Source organism: Micrococcus sp. TA1, assembly GCF_014199555.1.
Lineage (GTDB): Bacteria > Actinomycetota > Actinomycetes > Actinomycetales > Micrococcaceae > Citricoccus.
The window spans coordinates 1309342-1325079 of the sequence record NZ_JACHNW010000001.1 but is presented as its reverse complement, the minus strand read 5'-3'; the positions used below and the strand labels follow the sequence as shown (position 1 = coordinate 1325079).

General features: G+C 70.1%; 11 protein-coding genes. 4 read left to right on the top strand and 7 right to left on the bottom strand.

Annotated elements, in window-relative coordinates; translation table 11 throughout:
• Positions 1 to 71: 71 nt before the first annotated feature.
• The 3 genes from GGQ69_RS05745 to GGQ69_RS05735 all read right to left on the bottom strand — a co-directional run bounded on the left by GGQ69_RS05745 (position 72) and on the right by GGQ69_RS05735 (position 4297).
• Positions 72 to 794, bottom strand: a complete 723-nt coding sequence (locus GGQ69_RS05745; RefSeq protein WP_183525760.1) for an HAD hydrolase-like protein — start codon at positions 792 to 794, stop codon at positions 72 to 74.
• Positions 791 to 3814 carry an excinuclease ABC subunit UvrA gene (gene uvrA / locus GGQ69_RS05740; protein ID WP_255459425.1) on the bottom strand — a complete coding sequence of 1008 codons (3024 nt, stop codon included), beginning with the start codon at positions 3812 to 3814 and terminating at the stop codon, positions 791 to 793. Before uvrA ends, GGQ69_RS05745 begins: the two co-directional genes overlap by 4 nt.
• A gap of 63 nt (positions 3815 to 3877) precedes the next feature.
• Complete coding sequence (locus GGQ69_RS05735; protein WP_183525757.1) at positions 3878 to 4297, bottom strand: GntR family transcriptional regulator; 420 nt, start codon at positions 4295 to 4297, stop codon at positions 3878 to 3880.
• A 122-nt stretch (positions 4298 to 4419) separates the two neighbouring features.
• Here GGQ69_RS05735 and GGQ69_RS05730 point away from each other — a divergent pair, with 122 nt between their 5' ends.
• A complete protein-coding gene (locus tag GGQ69_RS05730) occupies positions 4420 to 5100 on the top strand; it encodes an MBL fold metallo-hydrolase (protein WP_183525754.1) in 681 nt (226 codons plus the stop codon).
• Positions 5101 to 5110: 10 nt separating this feature from the next.
• Here GGQ69_RS05730 and GGQ69_RS05725 read toward each other — a convergent pair whose 3' ends face one another.
• The gene (locus GGQ69_RS05725) at positions 5111 to 5956 is read right to left on the bottom strand and encodes a methyltransferase domain-containing protein (protein ID WP_183525751.1); all 846 of its coding nucleotides are present in this window, start codon (positions 5954 to 5956) and stop codon (positions 5111 to 5113) included.
• Between the two features lie 94 nt (positions 5957 to 6050).
• On the opposite strand from GGQ69_RS05725, the gene GGQ69_RS05720 reads away from it, so the two are divergent.
• From GGQ69_RS05720 to GGQ69_RS05710, 3 genes are read left to right on the top strand one after another with little or no spacing between them, the layout of a single operon-like run.
• Positions 6051 to 8687, top strand: a complete 2637-nt coding sequence (locus GGQ69_RS05720) for an RNA helicase (protein ID WP_183525748.1) — start codon at positions 6051 to 6053, stop codon at positions 8685 to 8687.
• 47 nt (positions 8688 to 8734) lie between these two features.
• Positions 8735 to 9313 carry a GNAT family N-acetyltransferase gene (locus GGQ69_RS05715; protein WP_183525744.1) on the top strand — a complete coding sequence of 193 codons (579 nt, stop codon included), beginning with the start codon at positions 8735 to 8737 and terminating at the stop codon, positions 9311 to 9313.
• Positions 9310 to 10698 (top strand): alpha/beta fold hydrolase, encoded by a 1389-nt coding sequence (locus GGQ69_RS05710; RefSeq protein WP_183525740.1) that lies wholly within the window; start codon positions 9310 to 9312, stop codon positions 10696 to 10698. The genes GGQ69_RS05715 and GGQ69_RS05710 overlap by 4 nt, the downstream gene beginning before the upstream one ends.
• 12 nt (positions 10699 to 10710) lie before the next feature.
• On the opposite strand, the gene GGQ69_RS05705 is transcribed toward GGQ69_RS05710, so the two are convergent.
• The 3 genes from GGQ69_RS05705 to uvrB form a co-directional block, all read right to left on the bottom strand.
• Positions 10711 to 11925, bottom strand: a complete 1215-nt coding sequence (locus GGQ69_RS05705; RefSeq protein ID WP_183525736.1) for a globin domain-containing protein — start codon at positions 11923 to 11925, stop codon at positions 10711 to 10713.
• A gap of 102 nt (positions 11926 to 12027) precedes the next feature.
• A complete protein-coding gene (locus tag GGQ69_RS05700; RefSeq protein ID WP_183525733.1) occupies positions 12028 to 13290 on the bottom strand; it encodes a TerC family protein in 1263 nt (420 codons plus the stop codon).
• A gap of 214 nt (positions 13291 to 13504) precedes the next feature.
• A complete protein-coding gene (uvrB, locus tag GGQ69_RS05695; RefSeq protein WP_183525730.1) occupies positions 13505 to 15679 on the bottom strand; it encodes an excinuclease ABC subunit UvrB in 2175 nt (724 codons plus the stop codon).
• Positions 15680 to 15738 lie beyond the last annotated feature (59 nt).

Here is a 15738-nt window from a genome sequence, read left to right as displayed (position 1 = left end):
TCGCTGCGTGGGTACGTGCTGGTCCGCACCGGTTCCGTTGAGGACCGGCGGACCGGTCCATCATAGTGTGCTCAGTGCTGGATGGCCCGCTCGCCCAGCAGGCACCGGCACAGCGCGGGCAGTTCCGCCGGGCTGTCGCACAGGGCCTCGGCCCCGGCGGCGGTCAGCTCGTCCCGCTCGCCGAAGCCCCACAGCACCCCGATGCCGGGCAGGCCGTGGTGCGCGGCACCGTCGAGGTCGAAGTGCCGGTCGCCCACCATCACGGCACGCGGCTTCCCGCCCCCGTCCATCCCGACGGCGGCCAGGGCCTCGGCCATCGCCTGCACCTTGGTGCCCCCGGGCGGGACGGGCGCGGTCTCGTCGTCGCTGGAGCCGCAGATGGCCACGAAGTGGTGGTCCAGGCCGTGGATGCCCAGCAGCCGGCGTGCACTCGAGACCGGCTTCGAGGTCGCCACCACCAGGTCGTGGTCCCGGCCCAGGTCCTCCAGCGCCTCGCGGATGCCCGGGTAGACCACGCTCGCGGCCATCCCGTGGTCCCGGTAGCCGGCGCGGTACTCGCGGATCAGGACCAGCAGGTTGTCCTCGGTCACCCCGTCCAGGCTCCGCAGTCCCTCCCGCAACGGGGGGCCGACCAGTGCGCGCAGCCGCTCCGGTCCCGGCACGGGCAGCCCGTGGCGGGCCAGGGTCGCCGCGATGCCCCCGGTGATGGCCCCCGCGGGGTCCACGAGGGTGCCGTCCAGGTCCAGCAGGACGGCCGGACGGGGGCTGCCGGTGGCGGGCGTCGCCGCCGTCACAGGACCTCGGCGAGGAACCGGCCGGTGTGGCTCGCCGGGTTCTTCGCCACCTGCTCCGGGGTGCCCGTCGCCACGATGGTGCCACCGCCGGAACCGCCCTCGGGACCGAGGTCGATCAGGTGGTCGGCCGACTTGATGACGTCCAGGTTGTGCTCGATGGTGATGACGGTGTTGCCCTTCTCCACCAGGGACTGCAGCACGCCGAGCAGCTTGCGGATGTCCTCGAAGTGCAGGCCGGTGGTCGGCTCGTCCAGCACGTAGATCGAGCGGCCGTTCGAGCGCTTCTGCAGCTCGGCGGAGAGCTTGACGCGCTGGGCCTCGCCGCCGGAGAGCGTGGTGGCCGGCTGGCCGAGCCTGACGTAGCCCAGGCCGACGTCCACCATCGTGTTGAGGTACCGCGAGATCTTGGAGTAGGCGGAGAAGAACTCGGCGGCCTCCTCGATCGGCATGTCCAGCACCTCGGCGATGTTCTTGCCCTTGTAGTGCACCTCGAGGGTCTCGCGGTTGTACCGGGCGCCGTGGCAGACCTCGCAGGGCACGTAGACGTCCGGCAGGAAGTTCATCTCGATCTTCAGGGTGCCGTCCCCGGAGCAGGACTCGCAGCGGCCGCCCTTGATGTTGAACGAGAACCTGCCGGGCTGGTAGCCGCGGACCTTGGCCTCCTGGGTGTCCGCGAACAGCTTGCGGATGGTGTCGAACACGCCCGTGTAGGTCGCCGCGTTGGACCGCGGCGTGCGCCCGATCGGACTCTGGTCCACGTGCACGACCTTGTCGAGGTGCTCGAGGCCGTTCACGCGCTTGTGCCGGCCGGGAACGTGGCGGGCGTTGTTGAGCTGGTTCGCCAGCACCTTGTAGAGGATCTCGTTGACCAGGGTGGACTTGCCCGAGCCGGAGACGCCCGTGACCGCGGTGAGCACCCCGAGGGGGAAGTCCACGGTGACGTCCTGCAGGTTGTTCTCCCGCGCCCCGACCACGGTGAGCTTGCGGTCCTTGTCCACGGGGCGGCGCTCGGCCGGCAGCGTGATGGCGCGGCGGCCGGAGAGGTAGTCCCCGGTGATCGAGCGCTCGTTGGCCTTCAGGTCCTCGAGGGACCCGGAGTGGACCACCTCGCCGCCGTGCTCGCCGGCCCGGGGACCGATGTCCACGATCCAGTCGGCCTCGGCGATGGTGTCCTCGTCGTGCTCCACCACGATCAGGGTGTTGCCCAGGTCGCGGAGCCGGTTGAGGGTCTCGATCAGCCGGCGGTTGTCCCGCTGGTGCAGCCCGATGGACGGCTCGTCCAGGACGTAGAGGACGCCCACCAGTCCGGAGCCGATCTGGGTGGCCAGCCGGATGCGCTGGGCCTCGCCGCCGGAGAGCGTTCCCGCCGGGCGCTCCAGGTTCAGGTAGTCGAGGCCGACGTCGAGCATGAAGTGCAGCCGGGCCAGGATCTCCTTGAGGACCTGGTCGGCGATCTGCCGGTCGCGGGCGGACAGCTCCAGTGCCTCGAGGAAGGTGATGGCGTCCCGCATGGGCAGGACCGAGGCCTCGGCGATGGACTTCCCGCCGACCAGCACGGAGAGCGACGTCGGGTTCAGCCGCGTGCCGTTGCAGGCGGCGCAGGGGATCTCGCGCATGTAGGACTCGTAGCGGTCCCGCGCGTTGTCCGACTCGGTCTCCAGGTGCTTGCGGTGGATGTAGTCGATCACGCCCTCGAAGCCGGTAGTGTACCGGCGTTCGCGGCCGAAGCGGTTGCGGTACTGGACCACGACCTTGAAGTCCTTGCCGTGCAGTACGGCCTTGCGGGCCGCGGCGGGCAGCTTCTTCCACGGCGTGTCCATGGAGAACCCGACCTCGTCGGCGAGGCCGGACAGCAGGCGCTTCCAGTACTCGGACGTGGACTTGCCCATGGACCAGGGCGCGATGGCGCCCTCGGCGAGGGAGAGGTCGGGGTCGGGGACCACCAGGTCCTCGTCCACCTCGAGCCGGGTGCCGATGCCGGTGCAGACCGAGCAGGCCCCGAACGGGTTGTTGAAGGAGAACGACCGCGGCTCGATCTCGTCGATGGACAGCTGGTGGCCGTTGGGGCAGGACAGCTTCTCCGAGAAGGAGCGGTACTTGCGGTTCCCCTCAGCGTCCACGGCGTCCCACTCACCGGCGTTGGCCTTCTCCGGATCCACCCCGGCGTCCACGTCCACGAAGTCCACCACCACGAGGCCGTCGGCGAGCTTCAGCGCCGTCTCCACGGAGTCGGTGAGCCGCTGGCGGATCCCGTCCTTCATCGCCAGCCGGTCCACGACCACGGCGATGGTGTGCTTGACCTGCTTCTTCAGCTTGGGCGGGTCGGAGAGCTGGATGAGCTCGCCGTCGACGATGGCGCGCGAGAAGCCCTGGGTGGCCAGGGAGGAGAAGACGTCCACGAACTCGCCCTTGCGGCCCCGGGCCACGGGGGCCAGCACCTGGAAGCGGGTCTTCCCCGGCAGTTCGGACAACTGGTCGACGATCTGCTGGGGTGACTGCCTGGAGGCCGGCTCCCCGCACTCGGGGCAGTGCGGCACGCCGATCCGCGCCCACAGCAGGCGCATGTAGTCGTAGACCTCGGTGATCGTGCCGACGGTGGACCGCGGGTTCCGGTTCGTCGACTTCTGGTCGATCGACACCGCCGGGGACAGGCCCTCGATGAAGTCGACCGAGGGCTTGTCCACCCGGCCCAGGAACATGCGCGCGTAGGAGGACAGGGACTCCACGTACCGGCGCTGGCCCTCCGCGAAGATCGTGTCGAAGGCCAGGGAGGACTTCCCGGACCCGGACAGCCCGGTGAAGACCACGAGCGAGTCCCGGGGGATGTCCAGGTCGACGTTCTTCAGGTTGTGTTCCCGGGCTCCCTTGACCACGATCCGGTCCGGGTCGTGGCGATGGCCACCGCTGTCCGGGCCCGAGGCCAGGCCGCGGGCGGTGGTGGGTGGAATGGTCTGGTCAGTGATCGTCAGAGGGGTATCGGGCACGCCGTCCAGTCTATTGGAGGACGCCTTCGAAGACATCTTCGAAACGTCGGCCGAGAGCGTAACCGGCCCCGGGCGCGCCTGCGGCACCGCCGCCCGTGCTCAGGACGGCGGGTAGACGGCCTCGAGCTGCCGGACCGCCTGGCGCCGCGTGAACCCGAGGGCCTGCGCGGCCTCCGCGTAGGCGGTGGCCGCCGCGGCCAGCCGGTCCTCGGCGTCGTCGCCGCCGCGGGCCACCACGGTGCCCAGCCGGGGCCGGGCCGTGACGACGCCGGCCTGCTCCAGTTCCTTGTAGGCGCGCGCCACGGTGTTGGCGGCGACCCCCAGGGCGGCCGCGAGACCGCGCACGGTCGGCAGCTTGGTGCCGACCGGCAACCGGTTGCGGTGGATGAGGTCGAGCAGTCCGGTGCGGACCTGCTCGAACGGCGGGACGGTGGAGGAGGTGTTGATGGCCAGGGCCTTGACGAGCCAGGCCGGCACCGATCCCTGCTGCGGCGCCCGCGCCGCGCTCTCGTCCTCCACCAGCACTCCCCCGTCTGCCGTGCACCCGCTGATGGCCCCACCCTAGCGAACGGCGCGGACCGGGTCTTGACCTCCCCGGCGGCCTTGCCCTTCGGAGCGTCAACGTCCCTAGACTGGGTCGCATGCCTTCTTCCACCTCACCGATCCGGCTGCTGCACGACCTGCCCCAAGTGACGGTCCGACAACGCTCGGTCTCCGAGATGGCGAACAACGTCTACGTCCTGACCTCGAAGACCTCCGGGACCCAGGTGCTGATCGATGCCGCGGACGACGCGGAGGCGGTCCGGGAACTGCTGGAGTCGGCGCGCGAGGACACCCCCTGCGAGCTCAAGCTCGCGGTGATCATCACCACCCACCAGCACTGGGACCACGTCCGGGCGCTGGCCGCGGTGGCGGAGTCCACGGGCGTGCCCACGGCCGCGGGGACCGCGGACGCCGCCGCGATCGAGGAGGCCACCGGCGTGGCCGCCAAGGTCCTGCTGAACCACGGGGACACCGCGGCCTTCAACGGGATCTCGCTGGCCGTCGTCGGGCTCCGCGGCCACACCCCCGGCTCGGTGGCCCTGGTCTACGAGCCCGAGGACGGGCCGCCGCTGTGCTTCAGCGGCGATTCGCTGTTCCCCGGGGGCGTGGGCAACACGCAGCAGGACCCGCAGCGGTTCGAGTCCCTGTTCGCCGACGTGGTGGGCAGGCTGTTCGACGTGTACCCGGACGACATGATCGTGCATCCCGGCCACGGGGACCCGACCACGCTCGGCGCGGAGCGACCGCACCTGGCGCAGTGGCGCGAGCGCGGCTGGTGAACGGCCCGGCTCAGATGCTGGGCGCCAGGTCGCTCTTGACCCCGACCACGAAGATGCGGCGGAACGGGTAGTCGGTCAGCCGCACCCCGTCCGGGGTGAGGTAGGTCGGGTAGGAGGCGCGCATGATGCGCTTGTACTCCTCCACGTACCGTTCCACCAGGTTCGTGCCGTCGCGCCGGTCAGCCTCCTCCAGCCGCTGCAGCGACGGACGCAGCGCCGCCCCGCGGACCCAGTCATAGACGGGATCGGACCCGGTGAGCGGCTGGGAGTAGGTGGTCTCCCAGACGTCGGCCTCATAGCCGGCCGCGATCAGGGTCTCCAGGTACTCCTCGGTGGTGTAGACGGACTCGCGTTCCATCACGCCCTCCAGCGCCGCCGCGTACTCCGGGCGGCGGGACAGCTCGGCCATGGTGGCGTGGGAGGGTGCCTCGAAGTTCCCGGGCACCTGGACGGCGAACCAGGCCCCCGGCCGGAGGGCGGCCAGCCAGCCGGCGACCAGGTCGCGGTGGTCCGGGATCCACTGGAGCATGGCGTTGGAGACCACCACGTCGACGTCGGCGCCCGGTTGCCAGCGCTGGGCGTCCACCTGCTCGAAGGACAGGTTGGCCGGCGCCCCCGGCTCGGCGGCCAGCCGGCGGGCGGTGTCCACCATGTCCGCCGAGGAGTCCAGTCCGGTCACGTGCGCGTCGGGCCAGCGCTCGGCGAGGGTGGCCGTCATGTTGCCGGGGCCGCAGCCGAGGTCCACGACCACTCGGGGATCGGCGATACGGATCCGGGCCGTCAGGTCGCGGTAGGGCCGGGCCCGGCGGTCGGCGAAGACGCTGTACTGCTCCGGATCCCAGGTGAAGTCGCGCATGGTTCCACGCTAGCGCCCGCCGGCCCGGACCGTACCCGTGGGATGACGCGGGAGGACACGAACCCACCCCGGAACGCCAACTAGGCTGGCAGGGATGCTGCTCTCCGACCTGATCCCCGCCCCGGACGCTCCCCGGCTGTCCCCCGATGCCGTCTATGAGTCCTTCCTGGACTGGACGCGGTCCCGGGGGATCACCCTCTATCCCGCCCAGGACGAGGCGGTCATGGAACTGGTGCAGGACAACAACGTCGTCCTGGCCACGCCCACCGGGTCCGGGAAGTCCCTCGTGGCCCTGGCCGCGCACTTCCACGCCCTCGCCCGCGGGCAGCGGACCTACTACACCGCGCCCATCAAGGCCCTGGTGTCCGAGAAGTTCTTCGCCCTCGTGGACGTCTTCGGGGCGGAGAACGTCGGGATGGTCACCGGCGACTCCTCCGTCAACGGTGACGCCCCCATCATCTGCTGCACCGCGGAGATCCTGGCCAACCAGGCCCTGCGGGAGGGATCCGGACTGGACGTCGGCCCGGTGGTGATGGACGAGTTCCACTTCTACGCCGACCCCCAGCGCGGCTGGGCGTGGCAGGTGCCCCTCCTGGAGCTGCCCCAGGCGCAGTTCCTGCTGATGAGCGCCACGCTGGGGGACACGAGCCGCTTCGAGGAGGACCTCACGGAACGGACCGGCCGGCCCACCACCACGGTGGCCCACGCCGAGCGCCCCATCCCGCTGACCTACGAGTGGTCCGAGGACCACGTCCAGGACAAGGTCGCCGAGCTCGTGGAGACCCGGCAGGCTCCGGTGTACGTGGTGCACTTCTCCCAGCTGGACGCCGTGGAGCGGGCGCAGTCCCTGTCCTCGGTGTCCGTGGCCACCCGCTCCGAGAAGGACGCGATCGCGGAGCGGATCGCCGGTTTCGCGTTCTCCGCGGGGTTCGGCAAGACGCTCAACCGGCTCATCCGGTCCGGGATCGGCGTCCACCACGCCGGGATGCTGCCCAAGTACCGGCGCCTGGTCGAACGCCTCGCCCAGGAGGGCCTGCTCAAGGTCATCTGCGGGACGGACACACTCGGGGTGGGCATCAACGTGCCGATCCGCACCGTGCTCATCACGGCGCTGAGCAAGTACGACGGCGAACGCACCCGGATCCTCAACGCCCGGGAGTTCCACCAGATCGCCGGCCGGGCCGGTCGCGCCGGGTTCGACACCTCCGGGCTGGTGGTCGTCCAGGCCCCCGAGCACGTGATCGAGAACGCCCGGAACCAGGCGAAGCTGGCGGCCAAGTTCGCCGGCGTCAAGGACGAGTCCGAACGGTCCAAGCGGATGAAGCAGTCCGCGAAGTCCTCGCCGAAGAAGACCCCGCCGAAGGGGTTCGTGTCCTGGGGCAAGGCGACCTTCGAGCGCCTCGTGGAGGCCGAGCCGGAGGCCATGTCCAGCCACCTGCGGATCAGCCACGCGATGCTGCTGAACATCCTGGACCGGCCCGGTGACCCGGTGATCGCCGTGCGACGGCTGATCCGCAACAGCCACGAGACACCGGCCCGGCAGGCCGCCCTGATGCGCCGCGCCCTGGGGATCTTCCGCGAGCTGCTGGCGACCGGCGTCGTGGAGAAGCTGCAGGAGCCGGACGCCGAGGGCCGCACGGTGGACCTGACGGTGGACCTGCAGCCGAACTTCGCCCTCAACCAGCCGCTCTCCCCCTTCGCCCTGGCCGCCTTCGAGCTGCTGGACCCCGCGGAGCCGGGGTACGCCCTGGACATGGTCTCGATCGTGGAGGCCACGCTGGAACCGCCCCGGCAGGTGCTCTCCGCCCAGGTGAAGAAGGCGCGCGGCGAGGCGGTGGCCGCCATGAAGGCCGAGGGCATGGACTACACGGACCGGATGAACGCGCTGGACGAGGTCACCCACCCGCAACCCCTGGCGGAGCTGCTGGAGCAGTCCTTCGAGACCTACCGCGCCTCCGCCCCGTGGCTCAACGACTTCGAGCTGACGCCGAAGTCCGTGGTGCGGGACATGTACGAACGGGCCATGGGCTTCACCGACTACGTGAACTTCTACGGACTGGCCCGGTCCGAGGGCGTGTTGCTGCGCTACCTCACGGACGCGGTCAAGGCGCTGCGCCAGACCATCCCGCAGGACGTCCGGGACGATGAGCTGGACGTGCTGATGGCCTGGCTGGACGAGATCGTCAAGCAGACCGACTCCTCGCTCATCGAGGAGTGGGAGGACCTGCTGGCCGGGGACATCGAGGAGCTCAAGAAGGACCACGAGCAGCTCGCCCCGCCCGAGCCGCCGCGGCTGACGGCCAACCGGACCGTCTTCACCGTGATGGTCCGCAACGCGATGTTCCGCCGCGTGCGGTTGTTCGGGGACGAGCAGGACCGCGCCCTGGGCGAGCTCGGCGCCTCCGCCGGGGACTCGTTCACCACGCACGACTGGGCCGAGGCCCTGGACGGGTACTTCGGGGACTACGAGGACATCGACGACGGCGCCGCCGCCCGGGGTCCCCAGTACTTCCGGGTGGACACGTCCCCGGCGGCCGGGCCCGGCGGCGGCGCGCCGGCCGGAGTGTCCGGCTCCCGGTGGTGGGCCGTCCGGCAGGTCCTCGTGGACCCCGAGCAGAACCTGGACTGGGGCATCAACGCCGTCGTGGACCTGGACGCCTCGGACGAGCTGGGCCACCCCGTGATCCTGGTGGTCTCGGTGGGCCCGCCCGAGCCCGGCTGGGCCGTGTGATGACGGGACGGGACAGGACGGACAGGACAGAGAGGAAGGACAGGACGATGGAGACAGCGACCATGACGAACGGCATCCGGCCGGCCCGCCCCACGGACGTTCCGGACATCCTGCGGCTGATCCGCGACCTGGCGACCTACGAACGGGAGCCCGACGCGGTCCGGAACACCGAGGAGGAACTGCACCGGCACCTGTTCGGTGAGCATCCGGCCGTGTTCTGCCACGTCGTGGAGGACGTGGCGGACGACGCGTCCGACGCCGCGCCCCGGGTGGTCGGCCTGGCCCTGTGGTTCCTGAACTACTCGACCTGGGAGGGCACGCACGGCATCTGGCTCGAGGACCTCTACGTGGATCCCGCGGTCCGCGGGCGCGGGCACGGCCGGCGGCTGCTGGAGCACCTGGCCGGGATCTGCTCCCGGCGCGGTTACGCCCGGCTGGAGTGGACGGTCCTGGACTGGAACGAGCCGTCCATCGGGTTCTACCGCTCCCTCGGGGCCGAGCCGATGGACGAGTGGACGACCTTCCGGCTCGCCGGTGGCGCCCTGCAGCGGGCCGGCGAGGCCGCGGGGGCCGGCGTCGGGCACGCCGCCCGGCCGACGACCGGGATGGCGGGCGCACGGGGGTGAGTGCCCTCGTCGCCGGTGACCCCCGCACCTTCGCTCCCCCGCGTCCCGCCGCGCACCGGGCCGGTCCCCGGGCCACGTTGCTGGACGGCACGCGGATCGCCGACCACTGGTTCGAGGTCCCCCTGGACCACGCGGCGCCGCACGGCCGGACCATCACCGTCTTCGCCCGCGAGTACGTGGCCGCCGCCCACCGTGGGAGGCGGCAGGAGCTGCCCTGGCTGGTATTCCTGCAGGGCGGGCCCGGGGGCAAGGGCATGCGCCAGGCCAGGCTCGGTGGCTGGATGAAGCAGGCGGCCGCCGACTTCCGGATCCTCATGCTGGACCAGCGCGGTACCGGGCTCTCCTCCCCCGTCACCCGTCATACCCTGCCGGCCGAGGGGACCGCCCGGCAGCAGGCGGAGTACCTCGTGCACTTCCGGGCGCCGTCGATCGTGCAGGACGCCGAGGCGATCCGGCTCGCCCTCGGCTCCGGGCCGTGGACCGTCTTCGGGCAGAGCTTCGGCGGCTTCTGCGCCCTCAGTTACCTCTCCTGGCACCCGGAGGGCGTGGAACGGGCCCTGATCACCGGCGGACTGGCCCCCCTGGACGGCCACGCCGAGCAGGTCTACCGCGCCACCTACCGGCGGATGCGGCACCGCAATGAGGAGTACTTCTCCCGCTTCCCGCAGGACCGGGACGTGCTGGCCCGCGTCTACGAGGTGGCCCGGGGCGGTGCCGCGCGCCTGCCCGACGGTTCGCCCGTGACCGTCGGCCGGGTCCAGGCGCTGGGGATGCTCTTGGGGGGCAACACCCGCGTGGACCAGCTGCACTACCTCCTGCAGGAGGCCTTCGCCGGCCCCGGATGCCCCGAGCTCTCCGACACCTTCCTGCACGGGCTCTACCAGCAGGTCTCACGGGCCACCAACCCGCTCTACCTGGTGATGCACGAGTCGATCTACGCGCAGCCGGCCAGCACCGGTGCCGTGCGTTCGGACACGGGCGGGACGGACACCGGCTGGGCCGCGCAGCGGCTGCTCACCGGGTCGGCGGACCTGGCCGACTTCGACCCGGACCGCACGGCGGTGCCGTTGCTGACCGGGGAGATGGTCTTCGACTGGTACGCGGACCTCGACCCGGCGCTGCGGCCGCTGCGCGCGGTGGCCGAGGCGCTGGCGGGCCGCACCGACTGGGGACCGCTCTACGACCCGGACACGCTCGCCGCCAACTCGGTGCCGACGGCCGCCGCGGTCTACACGCACGACGTGTACGTGGACCGGGACCTCTCCCTGCAGACGGCCGGACGGGTCCGGTGCCTCACCGTGTGGGAGACCGACGCATTCCACCACGACGGCATCGGCGACGACGGCCCGGCCATCCTGAAGCGGCTGCTGGAGATGACGGGCTGAGGCGGACGCCGCTCAGCGCAGCAGCCAGTCGTTCGGGCTGAACAGCTCGAAGTGGACCTCCACGGGGAACAGGGTGGTCTTGTGCTCCTCGATCTGGTCGCGGATGTCCTGCAGGAACGCGTTGCCGCCGCACAGGTACCACTGCGCGCCCGCCGGCAGGGTGCCGTCCTCGGACAGGGCCTTCAGGTCCAGTCGCTGGCCCTGGTCCCGGAAGGCGGTCACGAGCGGCGCGTGCAGGCGGGACGTCACCGACTGGGCCAGCTCCCCGAAGGCGTAGTCGGCCTCGGAGGAGTCGGCGTGCAGCACGGTGATCGGGTGCTCCGGAGCGGACTGCGCCCCCTGCTCAGTGTCCAGCCGCCGGATCAGCGCCATCAGTATCCCGGCCATCGGGGTGGAGCCGATGCCCTGGCTGACCGTCACGATCGGCGAGGTGAACTGGTGCAGCACCAGGTGTCCGGCGGGCAGGGTGGCCTCGATCGTGTCCCCCTCCCGCACGTGGTCCTGCAGGTGGGAGCTGACCTCGCCGTCCCGCTGGACGGCCACGGAGAAGCCCCGGTCGTCCCATTCCACGAGGGAGTACTGGCGCAGCTGCCGGGCACCGTCCGGCAGGCTCACGCCCAGGGAGGTGTACTGGCCGGGCTGGGTCTGGGAGAAGCCCTCGGCCTCGAAGGAGTACCTCATCACGGATCCCGTCAGCTGCTCGCGCCGGGCCAGCCGCGCGGGCACGAAGACGTCTCCGGGCGGCACCCCCGCGGAGTCGTAGAGGCCCTTCTCGAAGCTGACCAGGACGTCCGCCATGATCCAGTAGACGCGGTCCCAGGCCTCGGCGACCTCAGGGGTGACCGCGTCGCCCAGGACCTCCACGATCGCGTGGAACAGGTTGTCGTGGACGATCTGGTACTGGTCGTCGGTGATGCCCAGCGAGACGTGCTTGTGGCCGATCCGCGTCAGCAGCTCGACGGGACTCGGTGCCGAGGAGTCCACCAGCATGGCGGCGAAGGTGGCGACCGAGGCCGCCAGCGCCTTCTGCTGCTCACCGCTGCGCTGGTTGCCCCGGTTGAAGGTGTTGGCGAGCAGCTCGGGGTGTTTCGAGAACATCGTGCGGTAGAAGAGCCGGGTGATCTCCTGGATGTTCGCGCCCACCGCCGGCAAGGACGCCCGGATGGTCTCCGCGTGCTCCGGGCTCAGGGCATGACGGTCTGCCTGGGGTGCTGTCTCCGTGTACATGGGGCCACCATAGACCCCGGTCCCCGGGGTGGTGTCCAGCCCTGGACGACGGGGGCCCGGCCTGGCGACTGCCAGACCGGGCCCCCGTGCGGTGGGTCGGGATCAGGTCGTGGGACCCTCGTTGTCCACGATGGTCTGCGAGATGGCCGGCACGTCCCGGCCCTCCGCCTGGGCGGAGGCCAGACGGGTCTCGTGGGCCGTGCGGATGATCTGCGAGTAGCTGTCCTTGTGGTCCAGCAGCTCGTCGCGGTAGTGCGGGGAGACCCGTTCGGCCGCGTGCGTCCACTTGTCCATGAGCGCCTCGGCCTTGCGGCGGTCCTCCTCGGTCGCCGTCTCGTCCAGCTTGGTGTACCGGTAGGAGAACTTCTCCGCGTTCTGCAGGGCCACCAGGGCGCGCCCCTTGGGGCTGGTCAGCGAGGCCACGACCGTGATGATGAGGATGCCGACGATGAGCATCAGTGACACCGTCGTCTCGATCTCGATCACCGGGACGTTCTCGCCGCCGTTGATGAACGGCAGGTTGTTCTCGTGCAGCGCGTGCAGGATCAGCTTGATGCCGATCAGGCCGAGGATCGCGGCCAGGCCGTAGGACAGGTACACGAGGCGGTCCAGCAGGCCGTCGATGAGGAAGAACAGCTGGCGCAGGCCCATCAGCGAGAACGCCGTGGCCGTGAACACGATGTACGGATCCTGGGTGAGCCCGTAGATGGCCGGGATGGAGTCGAAGGCGAACAGGACGTCGGTGAGCCCGATGCTGACCATGACGAGCAGCATGGGCGTCATGACCTTCTTGCCGTTCTCCCACGTGAACAGCCGGTCGCCGTCGTAGCGCTCGGAGGCGGGGAGCCACTTCTTGGCCAGGCGGACCAGGAAGTTGTCCGCCTCGTCCTTGTTCTCCTCGTCCCCGGTGAGCTCGCCCTTGAGCTGGCCGCCCGCGATCAGCAGCAGCGCCAGACCGAAGAGGTAGAACACGTCCGACCAGGCGGAGATCAGCGCCGCACCGAGGAGGATGAACACGGTCCGGGAGATCAGCGCGAAGGTGATGCCGAACAGCAGCACCTTCTGCTGGTACTCGCGCGGCACCTTGAAGGAGGCCATGATGACCAGGAAGACGAAGAGGTTGTCGACGCTGAGCGCCTTCTCCGTGATGTAGCCGGCGTAGTACTCGATCGCGTGCTGGGTGTCGCCGAAGGCGAAGAAGACCAGGCCGAACACGAGGGCGATGCCGACGTAGATGGCGGACCAGATGGCCGCCTCCCGGATGGTCGGCGTGTGGGCCTTGCGCACGTGGAAGATGTAGTCGAAGAGCAGCAGCGCGATGATCACCGCGATGGTGATGATCCAGGTCAGCGCATTGATTTCCATGCAGTCACTTTCCGTGGTGGTTCCGGTGACCACGGCCGGACCGTCGCACGAGGGACGGCCGGCACGGGACACCGCTGGGTGTGTGCCGCAAGTCTCTCCGCCTGCCGTGCGGCAGGCCGCTGCGTACGGCTGGTCAGACCAGCGTGCTGACGTCCGCAGTGTTCGGGATACTCCCCTACGCCGTGGCCCAGTGTACCCTGCCCACGGTCAGGTCTCAGGCGTGGCCCGCCCGCTGCATCTGCCGCAGTTCCTTCTTGAGCTCGGAGACCTCGTCCCGGATCCGGGCCGCGAGCTCGAACTGGAGGTCCACGGCGGCCTGGTGCATCTGCGCGCTCATCTGGTCGATCAGGTCGGACAGGTCCTTGGCGGGCAGCTTCGCGAAGTCCGGGGCGCCGCCGTCGTGCTCCACCAGGTCCGCGTCCCCGCCGGCGACGGTGTGGGCGGCCGCCGCGCGCTGCTCGTCGCTGATGGTCGCGGTGTAGCCGCGCTTGCCCTTGCCGAACTCGAAACCGGACTTGATGCCGCCCATCCCCGCCAGGAAGTCCGCCGAGTCCGCGTCCTCGCGGGCCAGCTGGTCGGTGATGTCCGCGATCCGCTTGCGCAACGGCGTCGGGTCGATGCCGTGCTCCCGGTTGTACGCCTGCTGCACCTCGCGTCGGCGGTTCGTCTCGTCGATCGCGTAGCGCATCGAGTCGGTGATGCGGTCCGCGTACATGTGCACCTGGCCGGAGACGTTGCGGGCGGCACGGCCGATGGTCTGGATGAGCGAGGTGGACGAGCGCAGGAAGCCCTCCTTGTCCGCGTCCAGGATGGACACGAGGGACACCTCGGGCAGGTCCAGGCCCTCGCGCAGCAGGTTGATGCCCACGAGCACGTCGAAGGTGCCCTTGCGCAGCTCGCGCAGCAGCTCCACGCGGCGCAGCGTGTCCACGTCCGAGTGCAGGTACTCGACCTTGACCCCGTGCTCGAGCAGGTACTCCGTGAGGTCCTCGGCCATGCGCTTGGTCAGGGTCGTCACCAGCACGCGCTCGTCGCGCTCGGTGCGCACCCGGATCTCCTCGAGCAGGTCGTCGATCTGCCCCTGGGTGGGCTTGACCACCAGTTCGGGGTCCACCAGGCCGGTGGGCCGGATGATCTGCTCCACCACGCCGTCGGCCTGGGACAGCTCGTACTTGCCGGGCGTCGCGGAGAGGTAGACGGTCTGGCCGATCCGCTCGAGGAACTCGTCCCACTTCAGCGGGCGGTTGTCCATGGCCGAGGGCAGCCGGAAACCGTGCTCCACGAGGGTGCGCTTGCGGGACATGTCGCCCTCGTACATCGCCCCGATCTGCGGGATCGTCACGTGGGACTCGTCGACGACGAGCAGGAAGTCGTCCGGGAAGTAGTCCAGGAGGCAGTGTGGGGCCGAGCCGGCCGGCCGGCCGTCGATGTGCCGCGAGTAGTTCTCGATGCCGTTGCAGTACCCCATCTGCTGCATCATCTCGAGGTCATAGGTGGTGCGCATCCGCAGCCGCTGGGCCTCGAGCAGCTTGTTCTGCGACTCGAACTCCTGGAGGCGCTCCCGCAGCTCGTCCTCGATGGAGCCGATCGCCTTGTGCATGCGCTCGTCGCCGGCCACGTAGTGCGAGGCCGGGAAGATGTACATCTCCTCCTCCTCGCGGACCACGTGGCCCGTGAGCGGGTGCAGGGTCTGGATGGTCTCGATCTCGTCCCCGAAGAACTCGATGCGGATCGCCAGCTCCTCGTACATCGGGATGATCTCCACGGTGTCCCCGCGCACGCGGAAGGTCCCGCGGTGGAAGTCCTGGTCGTTGCGGACGTACTGCATCTGCACGAACTGGCGCAGCAGCGCGTCGCGGTCCATCTCCTGCCCGCGGCGCAGCGTCACCATCTGCTGGATGTACTCCTCGGGCGTGCCCAGGCCGTAGATGCAGGACACGGTGGCGACCACGATGACGTCCCGGCGCGTCAGCAGGGCGTTGGTGGCGGAGTGCCGCAGCCGCTCGACCTCCTCGTTGATGGAGGAGTCCTTCTCGATGAAGGTGTCCGACTGCGGGACGTAGGCCTCGGGCTGGTAGTAGTCGTAGTAGGAGACGAAGTACTCGACGGCGTTGTTCGGCAGCAGCTCACGGAACTCGTTCGCCAGCTGCGCGGCCAGGGTCTTGTTCTGGACCATCACCAGCGTGGGCCGCTGGACCTTCTCGATCAGCCAGGCCGTCGTCGCGGACTTGCCGGTGCCGGTGGCACCCAGCAGGACCATGTCCTTCTCCCCCGCCTGGACGCGCTCGGCCAGTTCGGCGATCGCCTTGGGCTGGTCGCCCGAGGGCGTGAACTCCGAGATCACCTCGAAGGGGGCCACCTGCCGTTTGATCTTCTGCGCCAGACTCATGCCGTTAACCGTACTGCTGTTCGAGTCACCTCGGCAGTACGGTTCACCACCGGCGGAGA

Excerpts from the sequence above, each read along its gene's own strand:
- GGQ69_RS05725 (WP_183525751.1), bottom strand. The coding sequence starts at position 5,956 with ATGCGCGACTTCACCTGGGATCCGGAGCAGTACAGCGTCTTCGCCGAC.
- GGQ69_RS05700 (WP_183525733.1), bottom strand. The coding sequence starts at position 13,290 with ATGGAAATCAATGCGCTGACCTGGATCATCACCATCGCGGTGATCATC.
- uvrB (WP_183525730.1), bottom strand. The coding sequence starts at position 15,679 with ATGAGTCTGGCGCAGAAGATCAAACGGCAGGTGGCCCCCTTCGAGGTG.
- GGQ69_RS05720 (WP_183525748.1), top strand. The coding sequence starts at position 6,051 with ATGCTGCTCTCCGACCTGATCCCCGCCCCGGACGCTCCCCGGCTGTCC.
- GGQ69_RS05715 (WP_183525744.1), top strand. The coding sequence starts at position 8,735 with ATGGAGACAGCGACCATGACGAACGGCATCCGGCCGGCCCGCCCCACG.
- GGQ69_RS05730 (WP_183525754.1), top strand. The coding sequence starts at position 4,420 with ATGCCTTCTTCCACCTCACCGATCCGGCTGCTGCACGACCTGCCCCAA.
- GGQ69_RS05705 (WP_183525736.1), bottom strand. The coding sequence starts at position 11,925 with ATGTACACGGAGACAGCACCCCAGGCAGACCGTCATGCCCTGAGCCCG.
- uvrA (WP_255459425.1), bottom strand. The coding sequence starts at position 3,814 with ATGTCTTCGAAGGCGTCCTCCAATAGACTGGACGGCGTGCCCGATACC.